Genomic DNA, 24,950 nt, shown 5'->3' on the forward strand with positions numbered 1-24,950 from the left:
ACTGATGACCAAGCCTCAGAGGGCTTGATCAGTATCAGTGCTCATTAGTGTCTATCAGTGGTAAGTCAGCTTCCCTTGCTCTCGCGCTTCACCGCATCCCACGCCGCGTCCATCTCCTCAAGAGTACACTCCCCGAGCTTCTTGCCCGCGTTGGTGAGCTTCTCCTCGATGGCGTGGAAGCGCCGAACAAACTTTTCGTTCGCGGCAGCCAGTGCCGGCTCGGAGTCGATCCCCAGCTTGCGCGCCAGATTCACCACGCTGAAAAGCAGGTCGCCCAGCTCCTCTTCCATCGCAGCCGTCTCACCCTTGGCCACGGCTTCCTCCAGTTCGGCGATCTCCTCGCGCAGCTTGCCAAAGACAGGCCCGGCATCCGGCCAGTCAAAGCCCACGCGCGCCGCCTTTTTCTGCAGCTTCTGGCCGCGCATCAGCGCAGGCAGACCGGAGCCGACCCCGTGGAGCATGCCTTCCTTCTGCGTGCCTTTTTCCTGGCGCTTGATGGCGTCCCACTGGGTCAAAACTGCGTCTGAGGTGGCCGCGCTGGCCTCGCCAAACACATGCGGATGCCGGCGGATCAGCTTTTCCGAGAGGCCGTGGGCCATTTTGTCCAGGTCAAAGGCACCGGTCTCGCTGGCGATCTCGGCGTGCAGCACAGGCTGGAGCAGCAGGTCCCCGAGTTCCTCGCAGATCAGCTCCGGATTGCCGCTCTTGATGGCATCCACCACCTCGTAGGCCTCCTCCAGCACGTGGGGAATCAGGGTCTCGTGGGTCTGCTCCATGTCCCAGGGGCAGCCCCCCGGAGCACGCAGGCGATGGACGATGTGACGGAGGCGGGTCAGGCCGTCGGGGTGATCGAGACTCATGCCCTGCCGCTAGCGCGAAAAACCGCCCCTGGCATGGAAAAAGTTTGCGCCTCCGTCCGGAGTGCCTACCCACTGATTGTCTCCTTTTTGGATCTCCCCGCGTAACTCATTATCCAAACCCCACCTCTATGGCCTCTGAACTTGTCCTGAACCTGAACGAAGCAAACTTTGACGCTGAAATCTCCTCTTCCACCGTGCCCGTGATCGTGGACTTCTGGGCTGAATGGTGCGGCCCTTGCCGCATGCTCGGCCCGGTGCTGGACCAGCTCGCCACCGAGAAAGCCGGCGCTGTGAAGGTGGCCAAGGTGAACGTGGATGAGAACCCAGGCCTGGCGCAGAAGTTCAACGTCCGCTCCATCCCCATGCTGCTCTTCATCAAGGACGGCGCTGTGAAGGACACCGTCGTCGGCGTGCAGTCCAAGGCTGCCCTCGCCAGCAAGCTGGACGCGATCGCCTGATCGCTGGCTGGGTAGTTGACTGATTTTTGACTGTTGGTTGCTTTAGGCGGGTGATTCAGCTTCGGCTGGGTCACCCGCCTTTTCGTGGGCTGGGGACCTCCCAGAATTGGACCGCAGATAACGCAGAGATCACAGATGACTGATTCTGAAGGTTTAGCACCGCTCTAAGATCCCGAGAGCACTAGGCAAGGAAGGGGGACGCCATCCCCAAACAACAAAACCATTTGCTGAGTCTAAATTTAGTTGTTTACTAATTTAGTAAATTACTAACTCAGTAAATCGAACCGCACATGGATATTCCCAATCACCTCAAGCACAAGGCCGTCATCGTGGCCGAGAACTACAACCAGATTGACGGCCAATACGCTGGCGATACCGACGCCATGGGGCTCTCCCTCGGGCTGGCCCAGTGGAATGAGCGCGGCAAGGTGGACATCTCCGCCAAGGTCTGGCGCCACACGGGTGAAAAGTGGTCGCGCCAGTCGGAAGAGCTTCCGCTCCACCGGGTGCTGGACCTGGCCCTGCTGATCTGTGAGGCGAAGAAGCATATGAAAGAAGCCTACCGCTTCGAGAAGCTCTATGATCCTAAAGCCCCGCAGATTGGTCGGATCGATCTTCAGGGCGCGGCGATGTCCGTGTCGATCAACACCAACAACGAGATGATCGATGAAGATGTGAAGCTGTTCCGCGACTGCCTGAACAAGGAAGACGAACGCATCGGCGAGCGACTCCAGCGTCTGGCAGCGGCTCTCAAAGACTTGGGATACGGGGCAGGGAACTGAGGCGAGGGGATGGAAGATTTTGAAGACGGCTGGCAGACCGCGATTCTCCGTGAGGAGCGCCTGTCTGCCGGCTAATCGACCATCTCTTCCTGGTCCCTTTCTAGTGCTGGGACTAACGGGTGGTGCGCTCAGCCCGCCGCTTTCCTGAGTTGACGGATTTTGTGGCGCTTAGTATGACACGCACCATGCGCTTGCTTCTCTCGCTGCTCCTCGTCGCCTCGTTCTTCTTCGGCTGTGTGACCCCGGCTGCCGCGCAGGCTCCCGGCACCAAGCTCCGCGTCGCCACCCGCAATCTCGAGCCCTTCTCCTTTGAGAAAGACGGCCGCCGTGTCGGTTACGCCGCCGAGCTGTGGGACCAGCTCTCCCGTGAAACAGGCCTGCAATACGAAGTCCAGGTGGTCAACACCGCCGCCGACGTCATCGACGCCCTCAAAAACAAGACCGCCGATGTCGGCGTCGGCGCCATCAGCGTCACCGCCCAGCGTGAGGAGATCATCGACTTCTCCCAGCCCTTCTACGAGTCCGGCCTGCAGATCCTCACCTCCGGCGGCAGCGGCAGCTTTGCAGACAGCATGCTCGCCCTCATCAAGAACCTCTTCAATCTCGAGCTCATCGGCATGTTCCTGCTGCTGCTGTTCACCATGCTCATCATCTCCCATCTCGTCTGGCGGTATGAGCATAAGATCAATGGCGACCAATGGCCCGAAAGCTACAAAGCCGGCCTCTGGGAATCCTTCTGGTGGACCATCAGCACCCTCCTCGTCGGCGGCGCGGACAATAAAGGCCCCGTCGGCGTCGGTGGCCGCATCATCGCCATCGTCTGGATGCTCCTCAGCATCGTCCTCGTCTCCCTCCTCACCGCCTCCTTCACCACCACCCTCACCATCAATACTCTCAAGGGCGATATCAGCGGCCCTGGCGATCTCCCCGGCCGCAAAGTCGCCACGGTGAAAGGCAGCACCGCCGAGACCTGGCTCACCGCCAAAGGCGCCACGGTCGAGCCCCTCGCCACCGTCACCGACTGCGTCCTCGCTCTCAAGGACGGCAAAGTCCAAGCCGTCGTTTATGATGCCCCCGTGCTCCAGTATGAAGCCGGCAAGCTCAACGACGAAAAGCTCCAGATGGTCGGCCAGATGTTCATGCGCCAGAACTACGCCTTCGCCCTCCAGCAGGACAGTCCCCTCCGCGAAAAGCTTAACCAAGCCCTCCTCAAGCTCTCCGAGCAAGGCGTCGGCAACGAACTCCGCAAAAAATACTTCGGCGAGGACCAGTAGTCAGGGGCTTCACCATCGTCTTCCATCTGCACGATGAGCAACGCTTACATCGCCGCGTTTCGCACCCCAGGGCATGAGTCGCTTGAGCGTTGGCTTCTGGAGATTTGTGATGATGGGAAGGTCACGGTGAACAGCCCCCAGTTTGACTATGAGGCGGAAGCTCAAATCCAATCCAACACAACGTCGGCCCTCGTCTGGATACGCTCACGCCAACACGATCCCTATCAGATCTACACCCGGCTGGGAGCCGAGCTTCAATGTCCCTGGATCGTAGTGTCGTTTCTGGAGCATATCGTATGGGAGTACCAGATGTATGAAGGTTCGACTCTCGTGGATGAGTTTGTGCCTGCCCCCGAGATCTGGGACTTGGATGAGCCCAAGCTCGGCGACGCCGAAAAGCTCAACCGAATCTGGGGCGTCAAACCAGAGCGAGTTCAGCGATACCTGCGACGCTGGGATTCATCACTTAAGGTCGAACGAGCCTACTTCGGGAATGACCATTCTTGCTACAAAAGTCCCGAGCAAGGGTATGACTTTCTTCATGCCATTACGGGCTTGAGATTCCCTGAATGTTGAGGCCTCCAAGGGTCTCGCCTGAGGTGCCCCCTCGCCAGCAAACCAGCCTTGATCTACTGCGATCCACCTGGATCACCCTCAGCCCGTAAGCTCGTTCGCCAGAACGAGAAGACCGCTCGCGCCACCACCTCAGGTCGGATCCAGTCGGATTGACTCGGATCGGACTCCTCTGGCAACCACCGCAAACAACGGCCAACCACTGCAAACCATCGCAAACGGTTCCTTCCGAAGCGCGCCAGCAAAGTAGCCATCACCACTCCGTGTGATGAGCCACCGATCCCGCCAGCTCCCCCCACCTCCTCCATCCCATCAGGTCGGATCCAGTCGGATTGAACCGGATCGGACTCCTCTGGCAACCATCGCAAACAACGGCCAACCATCGCAAACCATCGCAAACCATCGCAAACGGCTCCTGTCCCACCTTGATCACCTTCAGGCCGAACGTTGTTCACGCTTCAGCGTGGGATTGAACTCCCCAGCGCCAACGTGCGCACCCCATACCAGCCTAGGGCGTCCAGCCCTAGGTTCCCGGGACGCCACACAGCGCCAAGCGCTGAAAGCGCGTCCCATGCTCGCCAACCCCTCTTGTCGCCCCAAGGTCGGATCCGGTCGGATTGACTCGGATCGCCCCTTCTGAGAAACAAACGTCAACCATCGTAAACAACCGCAAGCCATCGTAGGCGGCTCAGGCCTGAGCCAGTCGGAGTGAACCGGATCGGCCTCTCGGGCAAACCACCGTCAACAACTGTAAACCACGGTAAACGGTTCCCAAAAGCCTTCACCAGGCATAACAAAAAATGCATTCATAAAAAGAGTAGAGTGAGTTGAATTGAACCGAACCAACAAAGCCCCGTCTAGAAACGGGCTCCCTCCATTCTCCACCACCTAATCCCCCATCCAACGGACCCAAACGGACCCTTTGGACACCGCGAGTCTCAGCATCCAGGTCACAGCGGCCTGTACAACCCAAAACGGGATACAGGATTGCGTTGTCACATTTGCCACCTGTGCAAATCGCAATAACATTGAAGATATCTCCATGGACTCACAAGAAAATGAAGTCGGCCCAAAAAAGGAAGGCACCGTTTCCAGCAATGTCTTGCCGATTTCAGGTATGACGATACCGGAGATGGACTTTGAGGATCTTCTGGAGGGTGTCAGAGGACATACATGTAGAGTTTACTGTGATCGGTACTTTCAATTGGCAAAGGTAGCTGACAGCGAGGAGCGAACGGTGGACGCAGCTCTGCTTCGTTCATTGGGCATTTTATGTTCCTTTCACCCGAACTATGGAAACCCGGCCGAACCGTATAGGCCCGAAATCCAGTATAGCGACGGGCGTCGATCACTGGTGCCTGCTGATCTCTCTCAGGACGACCTAATTAGTGTTAGGTGCCTGTTTGACCGTTCGAAAAGCCAAGCGATCCGCGCGCGTCTTGGTGACATTCTCTGGGTAAGAAAACGCGATCATAGAGTCGCCCGTTTAATCATTCCAGACTATCTCGATACAGCAACCAAGCTGCTGATCGAAGGCGATTGGAGCAGGGCTTGTTCTTTGTTTAGAAGGGCTCTGCAATTAGGAAATTCGTTAGGCAGAAAGAATGATGGATGGGAGATTGCGAGTGCTGCCTTCCTGGCCGCTTTGGATCACCCTGCGTGCAATTCAGTAGCTTGTATACTTGTGTCTTTTCTCAATATTGCTCTCGACATGGGGGTCGGCGATACAGCTGCCTTTGCAGTGAAAGTTGGCAATCTAGCAAAAGAGGCACATACAAAACATCCGCCAGGTATTGAGAGAGACTTTTGCCTTCTGGAGGCCGAGTTTTGGAGGCGCAGTAAAGAACCTGAAAAAGAAAAGGCAGCACGTCTTACAGCAGCACTCACCTACATTGTGGAGTCCGAAATGCAGATTTCTACAGGGCACTCTAGCTACATGGCTGCGAGCGGCCTGTTGATCAAAGGCATAGATGCCATTAGGCAAGCCAATGGAGATCCCAAAGTCATTGCAGATCTGCGAAAGAAACTGCGCACGTATCAGTCAGCAGCTCTAAACGAGTTAAGTCTGATAAAGTTTCCAAAAGTGGATATTTCTGAACAAGCACAAGCTGCACAGAAATTCGTAGAAGCTGATACATTGATCGAAGCGTTGAGGCAAATGGCCTTCGGACACCCAATCACGAATGTTCAGGAATTTCGTGAATACGTGCTCAAGCTCGCTGACACCACGCCAATTATGTTTTTGATGACAAATGGCCTAATGGACAGTCAGGGACGAACAGAGGCAAAAGTGGATGGGCTGCTCATGAAACAAGGTGTGGAATTCGAAAAGAGCTTGGAGTCACACATGTTTCAGCAAGCTGCGAGAGGTGATTGGCGCTTTAGGGCCGCGACGTTTATTGAACCCGCGCGAGTGAAGATTTGGTATGACCACCGGCCCACCCACCGAGATTTGGAATTTCTCGTGACCTGTAATCCGTTCATTCCGCCCGGCCATGAGCAAATCTTCCTTCTAGGGCTATTTTATGGCTTGGCGGGAGACCTTATTTTGTCGTCTCATCTTCTAGCTCCACAGATTGAAAATTCGCTTCGGTATGTCTTGGAGCGACATGGTGTCGACGTCTCAAATATCAATGCCGACTTGACCCAACCTGTTAAGGTCTTAGGCCCTCTTTTTGATCTTCCTCAAACACTGGAGATTTTCGGTCCTGATATGTGTTTTGAGCTTCGGGGGCACCTGATCGAGAAAAGCGGCTTTGCATTTCGCAATCAAGTAGCCCACGGATTTGTTAGTGACAATGCATGTTACTCGGATGCCGGATTGGGTGTCTGGTGGCTGACTTTACGTCTTTGTTTCCACGGATTGCTATTTCTTGAGGGCTTGGAAGAAAACACTCCCTCAGAGACTAGCGAATCATTCAACGAATAGGATGCCTTTCGGCTCGTCGCATCAATCAATCGCACACATGCAAAGGGCTTTTCTTCAAGCTCTCCTCATCAGCGCACAGAAGGGACCTCACCGGAAACAGAGTTTTTATGTAGAAACTGGCAACTCACAGACTAAAAGACGCTATGCATTGGCTTCTCAACTTCAATGTGAAGACGCAGTTGGCACTCCTCAAACCGAGCTCGCGGCAGGAGCCTTGGAACCCGCCCTCTTGTGCTTCCGAAACATCCGCGTCGCCAGCATCACCAAAGCAATCTTGCTCAAGATCGCCAGCCCAAGAGAAACCCATTCGACAGCGCCAATTTCTCCCCGACCCGACAGATGCTTGCCACCCACCGAGGCCAGGTGAACTAAAATAAAATGCCCGGGCATCATGGCGATGGCGGTGGCCAGGAGGTACTGCCAGAAGTCAATTTTCGTTAGGCCGTAGAGATAGTTGCTGACGCCGAAGGGAAGGGCCTGCATGCGCAGCAGGCCCACGATCTTCCAGCCCTCCTTCGCAATGGCGTCATCGAGGAAATGAAAGCGTTCGCTCTTGCGCAACCAGGTCGCCGCCTTTCTCCGACCCAACATTCGGCCCAGGAGAAAGCCCGCCGCCGCAGCGGACACCGCCGCCGTGTGCACGGCGATCACTCCCTGAACCGTCCCGAAAACATAACCCGCCGTCAACGCCAGCGGCATGCAGGGAACACAGAGCAGCCCGGCAATGAAATACAGAAGCGCAAACAGCGCCACCCCAGCCCAGCCCATGTCTCTCAGCGGCTCCGCCACCTGCTGCAGCCAGTCAATCACCGGCAGTTTCTGCATTGCGAGAATCAACCCACCCAAGGCCAGAAGCCCCGCGATCACCTTCCAATGCTCTTTGAGAAACTTCATGCGATACCGCTTAGCAATCGCATGTGGCGAGGCCTGTGGTCTTCCTTGGCGGCTCAGGCAGGTTCGCGGTGTCCAAAGGGTCCGCTTGGGTCACTTTCTAGATGCGGGGTGATGGTGGAGAGTGCGAGCGCTATGTGGGGAATGACCAAGGACCAGGAACCGATGACCAAGGCGCGGAATGCGGGAGCCGTTTGCGATGGTTGGCGGTGGTTTCAGAGATGGGACGGGAGCCGTTTACAGTTGTTTACCGTGGTTGACAGTCGTTTACGGTGGTTTTCAGAGGGGGAGGGCGGTCCGAGTGAATCCGACTGGATCAGGCCTAGGCCGTTTGCGATGGGTTGCGGTTGTTTGCAGTTCGTCCTTCGCAGACTGCTTCGGAGAACGGATTGTTTACGGTGGTTCGTCAGAGGGGTTGATCCGAGTGAATCCGACCAGATCCGACCTGGTGGGTTGGATGGAGAGTGGTGGTGTCGGCGTGCTCGGAGAACGGCAGGCTTACGCATCTCCTTCGCCAAGGCTTCGAAGATCGCGGGCGGCCGCTACACGGGGTGATCCGAGTCAATCCGACCAGATCCGACCTGGTGGGTTGGGCAGGTTTCAGTGTCACCCTTTCCGCTGGGCCCATTTACGGCCGTGGGTGAGGGCATCCATCGTCTCCGCGACCCGCCGATCAATCGTCTCCTGCTGCTTCGCTGTGCTCACCCACACCTTGTACTCCCGCTGGCAGGTCTTGCTCATCTTCTCAAAACCCGCCGCCGCGGCCTTGTTCTTCTTCAGCGCTTTCGCCAAAGCCTCCGGCATCGGCCACTCCTCGCGCTTCACCTGCGGCGGTGGCGGGAGCTCCGGATTCGCATCCACCTGCACCGCCGCATGCAGCAGCTTCCGCAGCGCACGCTGATCCAGATCATCCAGCGACGTCACACGGACACTCTGGATGCTCGTGTTGCTCTCCCCGCCGGGATTGAAAAGCGTCGTCATCTCCCGCAGCTCCGTGCCCCGGAAAAAGCTGATCCCCAGGTGCCCCTTGCACGCACTCAGCCCGCAGACCAGCTTCCGCCCGCTGAAACACAGCATGTTCCATTTGATGGACTCCGTCAGGTCCGGCTCCCAGCGCAGGATCCACTCCCGCACCTGCTCCGCCAGCGGTTGGGAAAAGGCCGGCGTCTGGGTCAGCCACTGGTCGGGATCATGGGTTTTGGCGCGGGAGCAGTCCATGGGCGGGAGGGAAGGGGAGTTTGGCCGGAAAATCAATGCCCGGCAGCCCTGAAATCAGGTCAAACCCGCACCGAATGACCATTCCTTTGACGCCAAAGCGCACCCCATCCACAATAAGGCTCATTTTCTTGTGAATGGAGCAGGCCCTGCTCCCGTCTGTAACTCTGCCATCTTTTGTAACACATGCCCGCCTCCACTGCGCCTGAGCCTGGCGAAGTCCCGGACATCGACCTGGTCAAGCGCTGCCAGGCGGGCGACACGCGTGCGTTTGACGTGCTCGTGAGTCGTTACAAAGGGCGGATTTACGCCATGACTTACCACATGATCCAGAATGAAACCGAGGCCTGGGACCTCTCGCAGGAGGCTTTTATCAAAGCCTGGCGAGCCCTGCCGTCGTTCAAGATGGATTCGGCCTTCTACACCTGGCTCTACCGCATCACGCATAACGTCGTTTACGACTGGCTGCGTAAAAAGAAGATCCAGGGAGATGGTGAGTTCGACGATTCGCGCACGGAGCATCGGATCGCCGCAGGTGCGGAGGCGGTGCCTCACGGGGATCAGGCCCCGGACACTGCCATGAAAAATGCCGAGCTGGGCAAGCGCATCCAGCAGGCCATCGCCAAGCTCAGCCCCGAGCACCAGCAGATCATCCTGCTGCGTGAGGTGGAGGGGCTCGCCTATGAGGAAATCGCTGCCGCCATCCCGTGTTCCCTGGGCACGGTCATGAGCCGCCTTTTCTACGCTCGCAAGAAACTCCAGGAACTTCTGAAAGACTGTTATGAAAACGCCGCCTGAAGACCATGACCTCCTCCGCTGGCTGGATGGAGAGATGAGCGCCGCTGAACGCGAGCGCTTCGATGCACGCCTGGCCGCCGACCCCGCCCTCAAGGCAGAGGCCGACATGATGCAGCGTCTCAGTGCCGATCTGCGCACGCACCTCCCCGCTGAGATGCCCGTGCCCTACGGGGACTTCTTCAACAGTCAGATCCAGCGCCGTCTGGCCCAGGAGGAGGACCAAGCGCCGGTCCGCGTCCCCGCCTCCGCAGGTTGGCTCAGCTGGCTGCGCCTCCAGTGGCTGGCTCCTGTGGGCCTCGCTGCGGTCCTCATCGCCGCCGGCCTCACCACCCTGAAGCAGGGTGGTATCGGCATCCCTGAGGGCGGCTCGGACACCTACGTGCACAGCATCTACGTGCCAAACACTGCCGTCCACGCCAGCACCTATCACTCCACCGATGCCAAGGCCACCGTGCTGATGCTCGATGGCCTGGAGGAGATGCCTGCCGACCGCAAGATCGTGGGGTTTAACATTACCCGCGGTGAGGTGGACCAGGACGTGGCCGCCACCACCCTCTTTGATGCCGAGGACAACGCCGTCGCCGTCATCTCCAAGGATGCCCGCAGCCAGCCCGTGCTGCTCACCTCTTCGCCCGCGCGCTGATCTGATGAAGCCCGTACCTGCCTTTACCGTGCCCTCTCACACTCGTCGGAGCGCCCTGCTCGCCGGGCTCGCCCTGCTGGCGTCCCTTTCGACACCTGTGACGCATGGTCAAGGCACCCCGCCCGTCCAGCCCCTGCCATCGAAAAAGCCTGATACCGATGCCAAGGTCTGGGGCGCCCTCGTCTTCGCCAGCAACGACCCCAAGGAAGCCGCCTCCATGCCCAAGGTGGACGTCCCGCCTGAGTTTGCGGACATCCCGGCGCGTCTCGGCAAAGTCTTCCCTTACAAGCATATCGACGTCATCGGCCAGCACCTGCAGGATGTCTTTCGCGAGTATGAATCCTGGGTCGTGCCCACGAAGGACCTCTTCCTGAAGGTCGACTCCAAAGGCCCCGCCAAAGAAGGCGGCATGAACCTCCACCTCCAGTTCTGGCGTGACCAGCAGGTCATCGTGAAGACCGATGCCGTCCTGAAAGCCGAGACCCCCCTCTTCATCGCCGGCCCCAAATGGCGCGGCGGCCAGCTCCTCTTCGTCCTGGTCCTTCAAAAGGGCTCGTGAGGCATGTTCACAGCGCATGGCACAAAGCCATGATCGCCAAGCATCAAGGCCAGAAAGGGTAGAAAGATTGAGGTAGAAAAATTTCCAGAAATCTTTCTACATACCTCTCTGGTAACGGCACTCACGTCGCTTGTTCCGCCCTCTCAATGCCGGTCCCGCACCGTCGGCTCCGTGCCGAGGAACAGCGCCAGCACACTCCCCGCCAGCGTCCATTCAATAAAATGGTCCGTCATGTTCACGATCAGCTCCCGAGTCGGCAGCTCAAACCAGATCCACATCTGCGCCTCAGATCCCAGACCGATGATCGCCCCGATCGCCGCCGCAAAGGCCAGCTTCCCCGGGTAGCTCATCGTCAGCTGCGTCATCAGCCCGCCGATCAAAATCGTCACGATCAAAGAGCGGATGAAACTGCGGAGCAGGTTCTGAGGCATGTTCAGCTCAGCCTCGCCGGGACGCACGATGGCATACACATAGGGGCCTTTTTCATGCGCCGTCGCATGGGCTTCCATCTTCGCCTTCTGCTCCTCTGGTGAGTCAATCTCCAGCGCTTCCTGCGTGAAGGGCAGCATGTAAATGCCGCGTCCGCTGGTGGCATTGTCTCGCACCACCTGGGCCACCACCTTCTCATCCTTGAAGTCATGCCAGCCCGCTTCATGCCAGCCCAGCAGCATCCATGAAACATACCCCCAGGTGAAGGAAACAAGAGCGGCAAGCAGGGAGGCGATGATCAACTTCATGTCTGCCCAGAGTGCCGCCCTGAGGCCTGAGCGCAAGCAGTGATGCCTCATCCAGGGGAAAAGGAGGGGAAGACCCCATGGTTGCGTCCCGGCTCATCTGCCATGTTCACTCCATGAAACCACAAAACGAGCCTGCCACCAAACCCGTCGACGAGGATGTCGCTGAAGCCGACCAGCAATCCGCCGGAGTTGGACTCATCCCCGAAAAAATCCACGAGGATGACCTGGTGAAAACCAAGGGATCCCAACAAGAAGCCAAAGGACAAGGCACCGAAGTGCCACCCGTAGAACCACCCGGCGAGACCGCTGGCGTCATCAGCGGAAACTCCGTCTAGAAGACCCTCAACTCAAGGACTCGGCTGGAGTAAACACCCCATGGTTCTCACGAGCCATGGGGTTCATGTTTCATCATGAAACACGAACCTGACAAGAAGCTCGACAAAGACCTGAAGACCTTTGATCAGCAGTCCGCGAAAACCAAGGAACTAGAGCACCTCCAAGGCCTCGCCGAAAAGACCACCGGCAAGGAAAGAGAGGCCGTGGAGAAAAAAATCCAGACCAAGTCAAAGGCCAGGGAGTGAGCCTAACCAATTACGCCAGAAGTTCTTTCACCACCCGCGCCTGCGGATTCTCCACCAGCACCTGCTCCGTGCCGTTGCGCTTGTAGCTGAGCTTCTTGGAGTCAAGGCCGAAGAGGTGCAGCAATGTCGCGTGATAATCAAAGTGGTTCACCACATCCTTCACCGCATGATGGCCGAACTCGTCCGTGGCTCCGTGGGCATAACCAGCTTTGAAACCACCACCCGCCACCCACATGCTGAAGCCATACGTGTTATGGTCGCGGCCCACGCCTGTGCGGCCCTTGGCCCCGGCGCGGTTTTGAATTACCGGCAGACGTCCCATCTCACCGCCCCAGTGCACGATCGTGCTGTCCAGCAGACCACGCTGCTTCAGGTCCATCACCAGCGCTGCCGCCGGCTGGTCCACCTGCATGCAAGCGGTCGGCAGACTGGTCATGATGTTGCTGTGATGATCCCACGTCTGGTTGCCCGTGAACAGGGACACAAACCGCACCCCGCGCTCCACCAGACGACGCGCGATCAGGCAGCGCTTGCCAAACTCTTCCGTCGCGGGCTTGTCGATGCCATAGAGCTTCTTCGTCGCCTCGCTCTCCTGGGAGATATCCAGCGCTTCCTTCGCCGCTGTCTGCATGCGCGCCGCCAGCTCAAAGCTCTGAATGCGTGCTTCCAGATCACTCTCACCCGGCCGGGCATCCGCATGCTCGCGGTTCAGCCGGTTCACAAAACTCAGGTAGCGTGACTGCGCCTCGCCCTTCAGGGACATCGGCGGATCCAGATTCAAAATGCGCGGCTCCTTCGCACGAATCACCGTGCCCTGGAACATGGAGGGCAGCCAGCCATTGGAGAAATTGTCCACGCCCAGCACCGGCAGACCACGCGGGTCCGTGAGCGCCACATAGGCCGGCAGATCCTGGTTCTCGCTGCCCAGACCATAGGTCAGCCAGCTTCCCAGCGTCGGCCGGCCGCCCACCACCTGCCCATTCAGCAGCGCATAGATCGACTGGCCGTGATTGTTCACCCCCGTGTGCATGCTGCGGATCAGCGTCATCTCATCCGCGATGCTGCCCATGTAAGGTACCAGATCACTCATCTCAATGCCGCTCTGGCCGCGCGGCTTGAACTTCCACTGCGGACCCATCACCTCGCGGCTCGCACCGGCGGCATCATCATACTTCACCTCACCGGGGAAATCCTTGCCATCCAGCTTCATCAGCTCCGGCTTCGGCTCAAAGAGGTCAATGTGGCTCGGCCCGCCCTGCATGAACATGGAGATCATCGCCTTCGCCTGGCCAAACCCGTGCGCAGGCTTCGGCGTCAGGTCAAAATGCTGCTGCCCGCCTGCCAGCGCAGGATTGGCCAGCAGCCCCTGCTCACGCAGCAGCGTGGCCAGGGCGATGGTGCCCATGCCATAGGCGCTGGAGAGGAATTGGCGACGGTCGAGGGGGGACGACATACCCATATCTACGCCGCAGAGCCCCCCAGTTTAACAATACAGAAGAGACCTCACCCCCGCAGGAAGTGACTCGCGCCTCTCAAGGAGCGGGACTTGCCAAGTCCCGTGAATCTGCCCCTTCCGTGTGTTCAGTGCATTCCGTGGTCAATCCTCTCGGACTCACTCCTTCTCCGCCATCAAAAACTCTCTGGCCGCCGCCAGATGTGCCTTCTGCTCCGCCGGCAGTTCCGGATACTTCAGCTTCATCCCCTGCATCTCCTCGAGGATGGCCGCGCTCACGATCAGCCGCATGTTCTTCTTGTCATCCGCCGGCACCACATACCACGGGCACTCTTCCGTGGACGTCTTGCGGATCGCATCCTCATAGGCCTCCATGTAGGCATCCCAGTGGCCGCGCTCCTTCACGTCGCCTTCCTCGAACTTCCAGTTCTTGCTCGGCGTGTCAATGCGCGCCAGGAAGCGCTTCTTCTGCTCCTCTTTAGAAACATGCAGGAAGAACTTCACAATGCGGATGCCGTTGCGGTCGCTGTATTCCTCGAAGTTGCGGATGTCCTTCAGCCGGTCCTTGAAAAGCTTGTCCAGGTTCTTCGTCGTCTTTGCAGGTAGTCGCTGGATCTTCGTCACGATGTCCGGGTTCACCCGGCACACCAGCACCTCCTCATAGTAGCTGCGATTGAAAATGCCGATCCGTCCGCGCGGCGGCATCACCCGCGTCGTGCGCCAGAGGAAGTCATGGTTCAGCTCATCATCCGTGGGCCGCTTGAAGGCATGACTCTCCACGCCCTGCGTGTTCACCCCGCTCATCACATGCTTGATCGTGCTGTCCTTGCCCGCCGCATCCATCGCCTGGAAGATCACCAAAAGCCCCTGCTGGTCCTGCGCATACATCTTCTGCTGCAGATCATCGATCTCCTCCCGGAACTGCGCGATCAGCTCCTCATAGTGCGTGTCATCCGCGTAGAGCTTCTTCACCTTCGTCTTCGCCTTCGAGATGCGAAAGTGGCCACCATCCGGCACCCGGAAGTCATCGAGATCAATTTTGAGTTTCATGTCGGGAAGGGGAGCAGAGTTTGGAAGATGGATTTAACGAGATCGCAGCATTAACAGGATTCCCATCCCATGAACAGCGTGAGTTTGCAGGCAGAGCACAAAGGATGCCCCTGATGGATCAAGGCTCACACAAGCATATCTCATTATCGTCAAAATGGATGGAAGGCCAAAGGCCTTCCGCATCATAGCGAAGGGTTGGCGAGCCCTAGCGAGCCTACCCTGGAATCATGCGGGACATAAGTTCCTCCCACGTCGGACCCCAACGTGGGTCCCGTATCTTTAAATGCGCCTCCGCTTCTCCACTCATCACGCACCTTCATAAGATGTGTCTGCCCAAAACCTCACAACCACCAATGCATCCTCAACCACCGCGTGAACTTGCGCAGCAGCAAACGTCCCGCCGCACGGTTCTCCAGCTCAATCTTCGCTCTCCCCGTCAAACCCGGCCGCATGAGCGGCAGCAGCTCCTCCGGTAGCATCACCTCCGGCAGCGTGATGCTAAACACACCACCATCCTTGCTGGCCTGCAGCGCCGGACTGATCTGGCTCTTGTCCTTCAGTGAAGCGCTCAGTTCGCGCGCACTCTGCGTGTAGAGCAGATACCGCACCTCCCGCGGCGACTTCTTCTCCAAAGCCTCCTCCACTTCGGCAATGTCCGCCTCCGGCACATCCATGCGCAGATCCCAGCCATCAATCGTGGCGATCTCCGCCAGCGCCTCGCCGGCCTGTAAAAAAGTGCCGGTGCGCAGATGAATGTCCTTCGTCATCATCACGCCATCGATTGGTGCGCGCATCTGCGCCAGATCGATCTCGAGCTGCAAACGCTTCTCCATCTCCGCTGTCGACTGCGCCTCAAGCGTGGCGATGCGTGCCAGCGCCTCCTTCCCCTGACCACGCTGCCGCTCCGCCTCGGCCTCGAGTCGCTTGCGCGCCTGCGCCGTGCTCTCGAGCTCGGTTTGCAAACGCCGCGTGTCGAGCTTCGCAATGATCTGATCCTTCTTCACGCGATCACCTTCACGCACGAGCACTTCATCGACACGCCCCGCAGCCTCTGCCGTGATGAGCGCACGCTTGCGGGGCAGGAGCGTGCAGTCACCTTCAATCTTCGCCGTGAGCGGCCAGAAGAACCCCGCCAGAATCAGCAGGCCAAAAGCCAGTGTCCAAGTCCACCACCTCCGCTTGTGCGTCGCCATCGCCTCCGTGCGCCAGCGCCCAAGTTTCGCCAGAGTAGGACCTAGCGGCAATGATTGATGCACCAGCGCCGCACACAGAGACTTGCCAGTCAGATCCGCCAGCCACTGCGCCAAAGCCAGTGCCGGAGGCCGAGGATCCCCCGGCATTCCTGCCGAACCAAAAGTAGCGGATTCAATGCTCTCTCCCAGCATCAGGCCGATCACACGACCTTCCGCGCCATCGCGCAAAGGGATCATGACAGCGGACTGCATCTGCGTGTCCTCAAAATACCAGTCCACGGGTGGAGTGCCCTCACCACGAATGATCACCCAGGCATGGTCACGTACCTCTTTGGAAGCCAGCTTGATCATGCGTGTCACCGGTTCGGAGCGCTCATCCACCTCCGCCTGTCCGGACACACCCACCACACGCCAGCGATCCCCCTCATGAATGAGGAAGCTCACACGGTTGATGCCTAACAATTCACGTGCATGCGCCGCCGCCAGCCTTGCCGCCTGCTTCGTGTCCAGCTGGCCCGTCACGTCCAGCGCCATTTGCAAAAGCTGCTGCTGTCTCCGGCTCTGGGCGCCAAGCTCGCGAATGTGTCGCGAGCGCAACCGCGGCCCCAGCTCTACCATCAGCGTCTGCACCATCAGCGCCAGCTCAGCCAGCTTCTTGGGATCATTGTGGCGCGGGAACCAAAGCTGCACCGAGCCCAGATGATCATCACCACTGCGCAGCAGGACACCCACGATGCCATGCGGTCCCAGGTTCACCAGCACACCCGGCGTCACCACTTCCTGACCGGGGGACGCTGGCATCAGCACCAGCGGCTGGGAGGAAAGAATGACCTCCGTCGCCGCACGCAGCACCTGCTGGCGTTGCGCGCTGTCCGCAGCTCCTGCGGCCTCTTCCACATTCGTGCCTGCGGCCAGTTTCAGAGACATGTCATTGCCTTCACGCTTCACCACCATCCAGATAGCACCACCGAGCGCATCCGTGGCATGGATGAGGCGCGTGAGCACGGACTGCAGCACCTCGCCATCACTACCCCCGGAGGCAGCAAGCCGCGCCAGCTCTTGGCTGAGGGTCTGCAGGGCTTGGGAGGGTGGCGTCACTGCCTGAAAGATGCCGGTGCTGCGCTTTCACGTCAATGCGCAGACTCGCCGCATTCATCCAATCCAGCCTTTGGCATTTCATCCACACTTTGCGTCAAACCATCGGCAGCGGCGTGAAGGCGGGCTGTGCATCATGGTACACGCTCAACTGCACCTGACTTCCATGTCCAAGCCAATCCTCATTCTCTATGGCAGCGTCACTGGCAATTCTGAACACTGCGCTGACAAGGCCGCGGATGTCGCGAGAAGTCGCGGTTATGATGTGACGGTCGAGGACATGGCCCGCTCATCCCCTCAAGTGCTGCGTGACTTCAGCACCGTCCTCATCGTCACCAGCACCTATGGCGATGGTGATCCGCCCGATGGCACCGAGGACTTTTATCGTGCCGTGGTGCAGGAGAAAAACATGCTGCTCACTCATCTGCGCTTCTCCGTCCTCGCGTTGGGTGACAAGAACTACGACCAGTTCTGCAAAACCGGCAAAGACTACGATGACGCGCTCGAGTTGCTCGGTGCCACACGCATTCATCCGCGTACCGACTGCGATTGGGACTTCGATGATGCGAGTGACACGTGGGTGGAGGGAGTCTTCACCGCGCTGGCCGAGGACCGGATACTGATGGCCGCTTGAGCACACGCCCCGCGCCTTTCCTAACCAGTTGTCATTCATTGATTCCTGCCCCTCATGCATCACTCAAGCTCTGAGTCCCGCATCTCCTACAGCTTCCCTGAAAGCACCTTCGATCTTGAGGCGCTCTGCCCGAGATATGTTTTCGAGGCAGATGGCGGCACGGCATTGGCCGTGCAGTTGGACGGCCGCTGGCCTGAGCTTTTTCCGCGCCTGCCTGAGCTGGATCTCATCCTCGCCTGCGCAGGCCATGGACCCGTCAGCATGGCCTCCGCCTGGGCCGCGCCGCAGTTTGATTGTTATCCCGGTTCCAGTGCATTGCTGTGCCTGGAGTCTGGTGTGGAGCTCACACCTTCCGCCTTTGGTGGCGGCATGGCTGTGATCGAGCACGCCGCCACCGGGCAGCAGCTCGCCAGTCTGCAATTCTTTGATCGCAATGGTCGCGGCTGCCTGAAGCTCCTGCTCACCAACGGATCTGATCTTGATGCTTTTGAATCCCTCGTCCGCGATCATGCCTGCGGACGTCGGATGACCCAATTTGGCCTTAAAACGCGAGCCAGCCAACGTCCCGAATCCGTGCCCGACACGGAGATGGTCCGGGCCGTCTGGGACGGGCTCTCGCGGTCTTTGCCCGATTCCAGCTTCCCCGGGCTGGAAGGTGTGTCGCGCCACGATGCGCTCGCCGCCGTCGGACAGGACAAGGCCTGGCGTCTGGCGCGCTGGGTGGTGCGGCAGACGCTCCAATCGATGATTGAGCATTCGGTGCCCCTCGGCGGTGCCGTGCGCAATGAAGCCGTCTTCCTGCCCGTGGGTTTCTGGCCCACGCACAGCGGTGAGTGTAGTTGCGGCATCACCTTGTTTGGCGAGACCTCCCAGTTCACCCTGCGCGGCAGCCAGGTCGGCGGAGACACCTGGGCCACACGCTTCACCCGTGGCGATCAGGAAGTGATCTGCGTCGAGTTCTACGACGACTGCGGAAACTTCGCCGCCGGCCTCGGCGTCCGCTCCGAAGCCGCCGACTGGCAGCGCACCCTCTGGAACGAAATGCTCAAAACCTCCGGCTGGTCCTGCCTCGACGAGAAAGTGGCATAACTCGTTAGGTGCCGAATGTCGCGATAGCGTCGTGGAGTGCGGTGGGAAGCGCTCAAGCGCGACACCGCTGTGCGCGCACATCAACGCGCTGAGACCATCGTTCCGTCAGTTCGCACCCCCGATGCCACCTCATGCATCGCATCACCTCGCGTCCAAAAAAGCCCCAAATTTTTCTGCCCTAATCTTTCTGCCATCCCTTATCTCTCATCCCTGATCCCTCATCTCCCTCCCCTGACCCCGCATCCACTGGCTCGGCGTCATGTTCTTCTCCGCACGGAAAGCCTGGCTGAAATGACTGAGGCTCCGATACCCCACCTCCAGCGCCGCCTCGCTGGCATTCATGCGCCCGCTGCCCATCAGTGTCGCCGCACGATCAATCCTCAATCGTCGAAGATACAGGCTGATCGTCGTTCCCGCAGTCTCCGAGAACGTACGGGAAAGATACTGCGGATGACAGCCGCAGATCTGCGCCAGCTCCTCCAGGGAAGGTGGATTCTCCAGATTCTTCAAAAGCGCCTCCCGCACGCGGGCCACACGCTCCATGGAGAGCCGCCTCGTTCGTGTGCAGAAAAGCTCCTCGCCACGCGTCTCGGTGAGCACTTTGCGAAAGAAAAACTCCGCCATGCGGCTGCCCTCGAGCAGTTGCCGCGCCTCCGTGCACAGCGTGGGAGCCATCAGCGCACGCGCCCAGGCCCGGTCCTCCGCCTCCAGCGGCCTCTGCAGCACCGGCAGTGCCACATGCGGCCCCAGAAGCAGAGTCTCAAAATCAGGCGAGAGCTGCTGGCGCATATTGCCTAACGTATTTTGCACCCATTCACCCGGGAAGCAGAGCAGGAGGGCATGTGGCTTTTCCCAGGCATGCAGCTGCCAGTCGGGCAGTGCCTGGCCTTTGTCTGGCAGGTGCATCCACAAAAGTTGGTTCGCCAGCACATCATGTCCACGTCCGTCCTCGGTCTGCGCGCGCACACGGCCGGAGAGCGTCAGCAGCGCCCAGATGCCCGGCCGGGTCATCATGATCTCCACCCGGCGGCCGTCACCCGTCCCGGAGGGATCGGCGCCGAGCCAGCGGCTTTCAAAAGCGGCAAACGGGAGCTGCATCAAAGACAGGGGATGGCTCGCTGCCTGTCAGACGGGAAACATCACCTGCTCACCCTGTTTGGTCAGCAGCAGCGCCACGCTGTCACGCGCTGCCAGCACTTGGTTCCACAGCTTCTGCGGAGCCAGCAGCACCGCTTTTGTCAGCGCATCTGCTTCAATGCACGTTTTGGCAAACACACTCACGCTCAGGTTGCTCTTCATCGGCTTGCCTGTGCGTGGATGCATGATCGCAGAGGCCTTTTGCAGACCGCTCGCCGCTTTCACAAAATACGCCGCGCTCGTGGCCAGCGCAGGTCGCAGCATCACCGCCGGCACAGCCACGCGGTGCGGATCCCTTGGATCACGAATGGCCACGCGGCTGTCAGCTTGACCGAGCACGCGCATATCGCCGCCAGCATTCACGATCGCTCCGCTCAAACCGAGCGTGCTGAGATACTCCACCGCTTTGTCGACGGCGAAACCCTTGGCGATTCCACCCAGGTCGACCTGTAACGGCTGTCGGAAGGACACCGCGCGACCACCCAGAAGCGCGATGTCCTCCCAACGGCCTGCCTCGACGAGCGAGGAAACTTGTGTGTGACGTGGCAGCAGGCCGCTGCGCACCAGTCTTGGAGCCACGGTGATGTCAAAGGCACCCTCCGTCTCGCGGCTCAGTTGCACCGCCTGCTCCAGCACATGATAGGTCCACGGATGTACCTGCAGCGGTGCCACATGCCCGCAGCGATTCAGCCGGCTGACGTCACTGTCCGTGTCGTGAAAGCTCATCATGCGCTGCACGCTGCGGATCATCTCAAAAGCCTTCCCGGCCTGCTCATGCAGCTTCGCCTCGGACCTCGCTCCCGTGAGAGTGATCTCGACAAACGTCCCGAGCAGAGGCTGGCAGCGCTGGATGGTGTTCGTGGCAGGCATAACGAATGATTTAGAGTTTTCTCAGCACGATCTCCCAGGTGTGCACCAGGCGCTTCACTCCTGCGGTGATGCCCTTGCTGCTGATCGTGGCTCCAGAGATGTTGGAGATGTCCTTGTTCACCTTCAGCTTCGAGTCAGCGCTCTTGCCGTGAAATTGCTTCCGCCATTTCGGGCTCCGCACTTCATAGCCATACATCTCGCGGTAAGTCAGGATCTCCACGCCCTTCGTCTCGCCATCGGAATCGATGGCCACCGCAATGTCGATCGCCTCATACCGGCCCATGACGGTGTCGAAAATGAGCCAGGAGCCATCCTTGCCCTTCCAGGCGTCCAAGTCGCGAGTCTCCACCTTCACGTCGGAAGCCTTCTCGATCTCCTTCCGCTCGTCCTTGCTCAGATGCACCGCCACCTGAGTGGCAGTCTTCCCGGGCAGGAGGATCTGCCGGGCCTGCTCACGGCTCAGATAAACCTGCGCATGCACCCCGCCTGGGGCCAGGAGGAGGGCTGGGGCAAATTTCTTGATCAGAGCGCGGCGACGCATGGGATGAGAGGGCGGCGGTTGTTGAAGTGCGACAATCAAACGAAGACGAAAATGCGATTCATTCTCAGCTTATGAGATGAAAATGAATCTCAATTACTAAAGCGCAAGGCAAATCTTTGACCTCTACGGGTTAGAGGCACTCATGGGACGAATTCTGTCCTCACCTCCAAAATCGCAGCCAACATCCGCTTGGGATGCCTCAGTCCACAAACACGAACTCGTTCGAGTTCAGCAGGGCCAGGCAGTAGTCCGCCAGGGCTGCGCTAAAGCTACCCGCGATCGCGGTGTGCTTCTCCAGAAATGCGCTCCCCACCTCAATCTCAGCCGCTGTGGCCGGACGTGACAGGCAGCTCTGAGTGGCCGCAGCCACCAGTTTGGCTGTCTCGGATTGATGCGCTTCCGTCAAATCATTCGCGATCTTCCCCGCGATCTCATGGGCAAAGCTGGAGTTCAGCAGCATCAGCGCCTGCGGCGCCGTGGTGGATTCATTCCGGCGCGCGCAGGACATCAGCGCATCCGGCCGGTCAAAGAGGTCAAACAGCGGGTGGCGCGCATTGCGGCGTGCGAAGGTATAAATGCTCCGCCTCGTGTGCTCAGTGACATCCTCCGTGACTTGCAGCTGTTTTTTCAGCAGCGTCTCGCTGACCTCTTTCGGCATCGGCAGGCGCACGCTGGCACCTCCGGCCTTGAGATTGAGCTGCCCGGAGGCAGAGAGCATCGCATCCCGCAGCATCTCACCTGTGAGGCGGCGCGGTGTCAGCTTCGCCTGCCGATAGGTCGGCGACATCACGATCAGCTTGTGCAGCTTCTTCAGGCTCCAGCCCTGTTTTGGCAGTTCCGCCGCCAGCCAGTCCAGCAGTTCCGGATGCGTCGGCGCCTCTCCCTGCTTGCCCAGATCACCTGGAATCGCCGCCAGCGGTTTACCAAAATGCTGCTGCCAGAGCCGGTTCGCCGTGGCGCGCAGAAAAAGAACATTGTCCTCACAAGTCAGCCACATCGCTAAAGCTGCACGGTCCGGACTCTCCGCAGGCTTGCCGAGGATGCGTGGAAAGGCTGGCTTGATCTCCGGTCCTGGGCGCTTAAAATCTCCCCTAACAAAAACCGTGCTCACGGGCACGCCTTCCGTGAAGATACGCACTGAGGGCCCGATCTGCTTGCCATTCTTCGGCTGCACCGTGTTGTCAAAGAAAGCGCGCAGCCGGTAAAAATCCGCCTGGCTCACCGGATCATAAGGATGGTCATGACACTGTGCACAACCCACGGTTAGGCCGAGTCCCACCGAGCCCACCGTGGACGCGATGTCATTCAGCAGCACATGGCGCCGCTCGTCCTGGCTGTTCAGATCCGGCATGTCTGGAGCCGCGAACAAAAAGCCCGTCGCCGCAGCCTCGCCGTTCGGCAAAAGATCCCCGGCGATCTGCTGCTGCATGAACTGGTCAAAAGGCATGTCATCATTCAGCGCCTTGATCACCCAGTCCCGATACTGCCAGGCGCGTCCACGCTCCGCATCATACTCAAATCCATCCGTCTCCGCGAACCGCGCCAGATCCAGCCACCACTGCGCCCAGTGCTCCCCATAGCGAGGACTCGCCAGCAGCTCATCCACGAGCGCCTCATAATCCTTCTCCGTGTCTCCCCCTCTCCGCGTCTCCGCGTCTGAAATGGGTGGCGGCAAGCCCACCAGATCAAAATAAACACGCCTAATCAACGTTGCTTGATCCGCCTCCGGAGACTGCGGCGGCATCCAGGTGGCGATGCCCGCTTTCGCATCCACCTTCGCCAGCGGCTGAAAGGCCCAGTGCTCACGATCCTTCTCCGTGATCGCTGGCTCATCTTTCACCGGATCCGCCGAAGCATGAATCGCCACAGCATGGCTCTGCCTCATGCCTAACAGCATGCTTAGCAAAATCGCGGCAGTCTGGACTTTCTTCATCATTCGAACATTCGGATTTCGTCATTCCTCACGCGAGGATCTCCTTCACCACCCGGCACTCATCCACCCCTGTGAGCTTCTGATCCAGCCCATTGAGCCGGAAGGTGAGGTGGTCATGGTCAATGCCCAGCGTGTGCAGGATCGTCGCGTGCAGATCATGGATGTGTACTTTGTCCACGGCGGCGCGCAGGCCGAACTCGTCCGTGGCCCCATGCACATGGCCGTGCTTCACACCCGCGCCGAAGAGCACCGTGGTAAAGCCCCAGGGATTGTGATCGCGGCCCACACCCTTCTCGCTCATCGGCATGCGGCCAAACTCACCGCCCCAGATCACCAGCGTGTCCTCCAGCAGCCCGCGCTGTTTCAAATCACGCAGCAGACCTGCCACCGGCTTGTCCGTGCGCGCGCAGTGCTCCGTGTGATTCTTCAGCACATCCTCATGCGCATCCCAGCCATTGGTATCGCCAGAATAAAGCTGCACAAAGCGCACCCCGCGCTCAATCATGCGACGAGCCAGCAGGCACCGTGTGCCAAACTCTTTCGTCGTCGGATCATCCATCCCATAAAGCTTCTTCGTGGCCTCTGTCTCGCGCGAGATATCCACCGCCTCAGGCGCCGCGGACTGCATGCGGAAAGCCAGCTCATAAGCGCGGATGCGCGCATCCAGCACGCTGTTTGCCTCATGCCGGGCCTGATGTGCCGCGTTCATCTGCTGGATCAGGTCCAGCGTCGCCCGCTGACGGGCACTGCTCATCGGACTGTTGAGATGCAAAATAGGGTGCTCACCTGCCCGCATCGTCGTGCCTTGGAAAGTTGCAGGCAGAAAGCCGCTGCCCCAGGCCGGCGGACCGCCTTTCAGACCACCACCCGGATCCGGCATCACCACAAACGCAGGCATGTCCGCATTCTCAGAGCCTAGGCCATACGACACCCAGCTCCCCATGCTCGGCTTGCCCATCTGGATGGATCCCGTGTTCATTTGGTAGACGGACTGCGGATGATTCACGCTGTCACCATGGCAGCTCCGGATCACGCACATCTCGTCTGCCAGCTCCGCCATGTGCGGCAGGAAATCACTCACCTCGATGCCACTCTGTCCATATTGGCGGAAAGCCTTCACCGGCCCCAGCAGCGGATTCTTCGCCACCTTCCGCCGCGTCTCCACCGTCCCGTAGCTATCCGGCAACGGCTTGCCTGCATGGCGGATCAGGTCCGGCTTCGGATCAAAAAGGTCCACATGGCTCGGCCCCCCATGCATGAAGAGCCAGATCACCCGCTTCGCCTTCGCCGGAAAGTGGGACTTACCCTCACCCCCCAGCGCCTCGCTGCCCAGCAACTGCGAGCACGCGATGCCCGACAACCCCACACCTGCCCCTCCGAGAAACCGGCGGCGTGACAGGGCAGGGAGGAAGTCCATGACGGCTTAAAACGTTGATCCAGGGAATTTCCATCCAGACTGGCCGAAATTCATCCGATTGGCGAGCACGCAGCAAGGTGGCTCCCCACAAGGTCAGCCCTGTCTCTGCCTGCTGCCTCTGGTTCGAAGGCCAACGGCCTTCCGCACCATAGCGAAGGGTTGGCGAGCCATAGCGAGCTTACCCTGGAAACCGGTCCCGCCTCCGCTATCTCCATGTCGGACCCCAACGTGGGTCCCG

General features: G+C 59.3%; 24 protein-coding genes. 12 read left to right on the forward strand and 12 right to left on the reverse strand.

All coding sequences use genetic code 11. From position 1 onward, the window contains the following. Positions 1–65: 65 nt before the first annotated feature. On the reverse strand, positions 66–860 hold the full coding sequence (gene mazG, locus BGE01nite_RS23855; RefSeq protein WP_146854468.1) for a nucleoside triphosphate pyrophosphohydrolase: 795 nt from the start codon (positions 858–860) through the stop codon (positions 66–68). Between the two features lie 128 nt (positions 861–988). Here mazG and trxA point away from each other — a divergent pair, with 128 nt between their 5' ends. From trxA to BGE01nite_RS23880, 5 genes are all read left to right on the forward strand, one after another. Then, positions 989–1,318 (forward strand): thioredoxin, encoded by a 330-nt coding sequence (gene trxA, locus BGE01nite_RS23860; RefSeq protein WP_146854469.1) that lies wholly within the window; start codon positions 989–991, stop codon positions 1,316–1,318. 290 nt (positions 1,319–1,608) lie between these two features. Further along, positions 1,609–2,100: a DUF6530 family protein gene (locus BGE01nite_RS23865; RefSeq protein ID WP_146854470.1), complete on the forward strand. Its 492-nt coding sequence runs from the start codon at positions 1,609–1,611 to the stop codon at positions 2,098–2,100. Between the two features lie 185 nt (positions 2,101–2,285). Further along, a complete protein-coding gene (locus BGE01nite_RS23870; RefSeq protein WP_170267014.1) occupies positions 2,286–3,374 on the forward strand; it encodes a transporter substrate-binding domain-containing protein in 1,089 nt (362 codons plus the stop codon). A gap of 33 nt (positions 3,375–3,407) precedes the next feature. Next, positions 3,408–3,950 (forward strand): hypothetical protein, encoded by a 543-nt coding sequence (locus tag BGE01nite_RS23875; protein ID WP_146854474.1) that lies wholly within the window; start codon positions 3,408–3,410, stop codon positions 3,948–3,950. A 1,039-nt stretch (positions 3,951–4,989) separates the two neighbouring features. Beyond that, positions 4,990–6,876 carry a DUF4209 domain-containing protein gene (locus BGE01nite_RS23880; RefSeq protein ID WP_146854476.1) on the forward strand — a complete coding sequence of 629 codons (1,887 nt, stop codon included), beginning with the start codon at positions 4,990–4,992 and terminating at the stop codon, positions 6,874–6,876. Between the two features lie 189 nt (positions 6,877–7,065). Here the strand turns inward: BGE01nite_RS23880 and BGE01nite_RS23885 are convergent, their stop codons facing one another. Both BGE01nite_RS23885 and BGE01nite_RS23890 read right to left on the reverse strand, forming a co-directional pair. Continuing rightward, on the reverse strand, positions 7,066–7,770 hold the full coding sequence (locus BGE01nite_RS23885) for a TVP38/TMEM64 family protein (protein ID WP_146854478.1): 705 nt from the start codon (positions 7,768–7,770) through the stop codon (positions 7,066–7,068). Positions 7,771–8,373: 603 nt separating this feature from the next. Next, complete coding sequence (locus BGE01nite_RS23890; RefSeq protein WP_146854480.1) at positions 8,374–8,985, reverse strand: DUF1801 domain-containing protein; 612 nt, start codon at positions 8,983–8,985, stop codon at positions 8,374–8,376. A gap of 183 nt (positions 8,986–9,168) precedes the next feature. Here BGE01nite_RS23890 and BGE01nite_RS23895 point away from each other — a divergent pair, with 183 nt between their 5' ends. The 3 genes from BGE01nite_RS23895 to BGE01nite_RS23905 are packed head-to-tail and all read left to right on the forward strand — an operon-like array spanning position 9,169 to position 10,982. Then, positions 9,169–9,780, forward strand: a complete 612-nt coding sequence (locus BGE01nite_RS23895; protein WP_146854482.1) for a sigma-70 family RNA polymerase sigma factor — start codon at positions 9,169–9,171, stop codon at positions 9,778–9,780. Then, complete coding sequence (locus BGE01nite_RS23900; protein ID WP_146854484.1) at positions 9,764–10,423, forward strand: anti-sigma factor family protein; 660 nt, start codon at positions 9,764–9,766, stop codon at positions 10,421–10,423. Before BGE01nite_RS23895 ends, BGE01nite_RS23900 begins: the two co-directional genes overlap by 17 nt. Before the next feature lie 4 nt (positions 10,424–10,427). After that, a complete protein-coding gene (locus BGE01nite_RS23905; protein ID WP_146854486.1) occupies positions 10,428–10,982 on the forward strand; it encodes a hypothetical protein in 555 nt (184 codons plus the stop codon). A gap of 143 nt (positions 10,983–11,125) precedes the next feature. Here BGE01nite_RS23905 and BGE01nite_RS23910 read toward each other — a convergent pair whose 3' ends face one another. Next, a complete protein-coding gene (locus BGE01nite_RS23910) occupies positions 11,126–11,719 on the reverse strand; it encodes a hypothetical protein (protein ID WP_146854488.1) in 594 nt (197 codons plus the stop codon). 113 nt (positions 11,720–11,832) lie between these two features. Here BGE01nite_RS23910 and BGE01nite_RS23915 point away from each other — a divergent pair, with 113 nt between their 5' ends. Both BGE01nite_RS23915 and BGE01nite_RS29125 read left to right on the forward strand, forming a co-directional pair. Next, a complete protein-coding gene (locus BGE01nite_RS23915) occupies positions 11,833–12,054 on the forward strand; it encodes a hypothetical protein (protein ID WP_146854490.1) in 222 nt (73 codons plus the stop codon). A 75-nt stretch (positions 12,055–12,129) separates the two neighbouring features. Then, the gene (locus tag BGE01nite_RS29125) at positions 12,130–12,300 is read left to right on the forward strand and encodes a hypothetical protein (RefSeq protein WP_170267015.1); all 171 of its coding nucleotides are present in this window, start codon (positions 12,130–12,132) and stop codon (positions 12,298–12,300) included. A 10-nt stretch (positions 12,301–12,310) separates the two neighbouring features. On the opposite strand, the gene BGE01nite_RS23920 is transcribed toward BGE01nite_RS29125, so the two are convergent. From BGE01nite_RS23920 to BGE01nite_RS23930, 3 genes are all read right to left on the reverse strand, one after another. Then, positions 12,311–13,753, reverse strand: coding sequence for a DUF1501 domain-containing protein (locus tag BGE01nite_RS23920; protein WP_146854492.1), 1,443 nt, complete (start codon positions 13,751–13,753; stop codon positions 12,311–12,313). Positions 13,754–13,912: 159 nt separating this feature from the next. Continuing rightward, the gene (locus BGE01nite_RS23925) at positions 13,913–14,803 is read right to left on the reverse strand and encodes a polyphosphate kinase 2 family protein (RefSeq protein ID WP_146854494.1); all 891 of its coding nucleotides are present in this window, start codon (positions 14,801–14,803) and stop codon (positions 13,913–13,915) included. 341 nt (positions 14,804–15,144) lie between these two features. Further along, on the reverse strand, positions 15,145–17,094 hold the full coding sequence (locus tag BGE01nite_RS23930) for an efflux RND transporter periplasmic adaptor subunit (RefSeq protein WP_146854496.1): 1,950 nt from the start codon (positions 17,092–17,094) through the stop codon (positions 15,145–15,147). Between the two features lie 163 nt (positions 17,095–17,257). Between BGE01nite_RS23930 and BGE01nite_RS23935 the strand changes: the two genes are divergently transcribed. Together BGE01nite_RS23935 and BGE01nite_RS23940 are read left to right on the forward strand one after the other, a co-directional pair. Further along, positions 17,258–17,725, forward strand: coding sequence for a flavodoxin domain-containing protein (locus tag BGE01nite_RS23935; RefSeq protein WP_170267016.1), 468 nt, complete (start codon positions 17,258–17,260; stop codon positions 17,723–17,725). 54 nt (positions 17,726–17,779) lie between these two features. Then, positions 17,780–18,814 carry a ChuX/HutX family heme-like substrate-binding protein gene (locus BGE01nite_RS23940; RefSeq protein WP_146854500.1) on the forward strand — a complete coding sequence of 345 codons (1,035 nt, stop codon included), beginning with the start codon at positions 17,780–17,782 and terminating at the stop codon, positions 18,812–18,814. A gap of 204 nt (positions 18,815–19,018) precedes the next feature. Here the strand turns inward: BGE01nite_RS23940 and BGE01nite_RS23945 are convergent, their stop codons facing one another. The 5 genes from BGE01nite_RS23945 to BGE01nite_RS23965 all read right to left on the reverse strand — a co-directional run bounded on the left by BGE01nite_RS23945 (position 19,019) and on the right by BGE01nite_RS23965 (position 24,712). Beyond that, complete coding sequence (locus tag BGE01nite_RS23945; protein ID WP_146854502.1) at positions 19,019–19,912, reverse strand: helix-turn-helix domain-containing protein; 894 nt, start codon at positions 19,910–19,912, stop codon at positions 19,019–19,021. Between the two features lie 27 nt (positions 19,913–19,939). Further along, the gene (locus BGE01nite_RS23950; RefSeq protein WP_146854504.1) at positions 19,940–20,821 is read right to left on the reverse strand and encodes an FAD:protein FMN transferase; all 882 of its coding nucleotides are present in this window, start codon (positions 20,819–20,821) and stop codon (positions 19,940–19,942) included. Positions 20,822–20,831: 10 nt separating this feature from the next. Beyond that, on the reverse strand, positions 20,832–21,362 hold the full coding sequence (locus BGE01nite_RS23955; protein WP_146854506.1) for an FMN-binding protein: 531 nt from the start codon (positions 21,360–21,362) through the stop codon (positions 20,832–20,834). A 199-nt stretch (positions 21,363–21,561) separates the two neighbouring features. Next, complete coding sequence (locus BGE01nite_RS23960; protein ID WP_146854508.1) at positions 21,562–23,298, reverse strand: DUF1549 and DUF1553 domain-containing protein; 1,737 nt, start codon at positions 23,296–23,298, stop codon at positions 21,562–21,564. Between the two features lie 25 nt (positions 23,299–23,323). Further along, the gene (locus BGE01nite_RS23965; protein WP_146854510.1) at positions 23,324–24,712 is read right to left on the reverse strand and encodes a DUF1501 domain-containing protein; all 1,389 of its coding nucleotides are present in this window, start codon (positions 24,710–24,712) and stop codon (positions 23,324–23,326) included. Positions 24,713–24,950 lie beyond the last annotated feature (238 nt).

It is taken from the genome of Prosthecobacter gellanilyticus, from assembly GCF_007992435.1.
In the GTDB taxonomy this organism is placed as follows: domain Bacteria; phylum Verrucomicrobiota; class Verrucomicrobiia; order Verrucomicrobiales; family Verrucomicrobiaceae; genus Prosthecobacter; species Prosthecobacter gellanilyticus.

Bases quoted from the DNA above. Each gene is read 5' to 3' on its own strand.
- BGE01nite_RS23915 (WP_146854490.1), top strand. From the start codon at position 11,833: ATGAAACCACAAAACGAGCCTGCCACCAAACCCGTCGACGAGGATGTC.
- BGE01nite_RS23905 (WP_146854486.1), top strand. From the start codon at position 10,428: ATGAAGCCCGTACCTGCCTTTACCGTGCCCTCTCACACTCGTCGGAGC.
- BGE01nite_RS23890 (WP_146854480.1), bottom strand. From the start codon at position 8,985: ATGGACTGCTCCCGCGCCAAAACCCATGATCCCGACCAGTGGCTGACC.
- BGE01nite_RS23940 (WP_146854500.1), top strand. From the start codon at position 17,780: ATGCATCACTCAAGCTCTGAGTCCCGCATCTCCTACAGCTTCCCTGAA.
- BGE01nite_RS23950 (WP_146854504.1), bottom strand. From the start codon at position 20,821: ATGCCTGCCACGAACACCATCCAGCGCTGCCAGCCTCTGCTCGGGACG.
- BGE01nite_RS23870 (WP_170267014.1), top strand. From the start codon at position 2,286: ATGCGCTTGCTTCTCTCGCTGCTCCTCGTCGCCTCGTTCTTCTTCGGC.
- BGE01nite_RS23955 (WP_146854506.1), bottom strand. From the start codon at position 21,362: ATGCGTCGCCGCGCTCTGATCAAGAAATTTGCCCCAGCCCTCCTCCTG.
- BGE01nite_RS23900 (WP_146854484.1), top strand. From the start codon at position 9,764: ATGAAAACGCCGCCTGAAGACCATGACCTCCTCCGCTGGCTGGATGGA.
- trxA (WP_146854469.1), top strand. From the start codon at position 989: ATGGCCTCTGAACTTGTCCTGAACCTGAACGAAGCAAACTTTGACGCT.
- mazG (WP_146854468.1), bottom strand. From the start codon at position 860: ATGAGTCTCGATCACCCCGACGGCCTGACCCGCCTCCGTCACATCGTC.
- BGE01nite_RS23885 (WP_146854478.1), bottom strand. From the start codon at position 7,770: ATGAAGTTTCTCAAAGAGCATTGGAAGGTGATCGCGGGGCTTCTGGCC.
- BGE01nite_RS23910 (WP_146854488.1), bottom strand. From the start codon at position 11,719: ATGAAGTTGATCATCGCCTCCCTGCTTGCCGCTCTTGTTTCCTTCACC.
- BGE01nite_RS23875 (WP_146854474.1), top strand. From the start codon at position 3,408: ATGAGCAACGCTTACATCGCCGCGTTTCGCACCCCAGGGCATGAGTCG.
- BGE01nite_RS23945 (WP_146854502.1), bottom strand. From the start codon at position 19,912: ATGCAGCTCCCGTTTGCCGCTTTTGAAAGCCGCTGGCTCGGCGCCGAT.
- BGE01nite_RS23965 (WP_146854510.1), bottom strand. From the start codon at position 24,712: ATGGACTTCCTCCCTGCCCTGTCACGCCGCCGGTTTCTCGGAGGGGCA.
- BGE01nite_RS23925 (WP_146854494.1), bottom strand. From the start codon at position 14,803: ATGAAACTCAAAATTGATCTCGATGACTTCCGGGTGCCGGATGGTGGC.
- BGE01nite_RS23960 (WP_146854508.1), bottom strand. From the start codon at position 23,298: ATGATGAAGAAAGTCCAGACTGCCGCGATTTTGCTAAGCATGCTGTTA.
- BGE01nite_RS23880 (WP_146854476.1), top strand. From the start codon at position 4,990: ATGGACTCACAAGAAAATGAAGTCGGCCCAAAAAAGGAAGGCACCGTT.
- BGE01nite_RS23935 (WP_170267016.1), top strand. From the start codon at position 17,258: ATGTCCAAGCCAATCCTCATTCTCTATGGCAGCGTCACTGGCAATTCT.
- BGE01nite_RS23920 (WP_146854492.1), bottom strand. From the start codon at position 13,753: ATGTCGTCCCCCCTCGACCGTCGCCAATTCCTCTCCAGCGCCTATGGC.
- BGE01nite_RS29125 (WP_170267015.1), top strand. From the start codon at position 12,130: ATGAAACACGAACCTGACAAGAAGCTCGACAAAGACCTGAAGACCTTT.
- BGE01nite_RS23895 (WP_146854482.1), top strand. From the start codon at position 9,169: ATGCCCGCCTCCACTGCGCCTGAGCCTGGCGAAGTCCCGGACATCGAC.
- BGE01nite_RS23865 (WP_146854470.1), top strand. From the start codon at position 1,609: ATGGATATTCCCAATCACCTCAAGCACAAGGCCGTCATCGTGGCCGAG.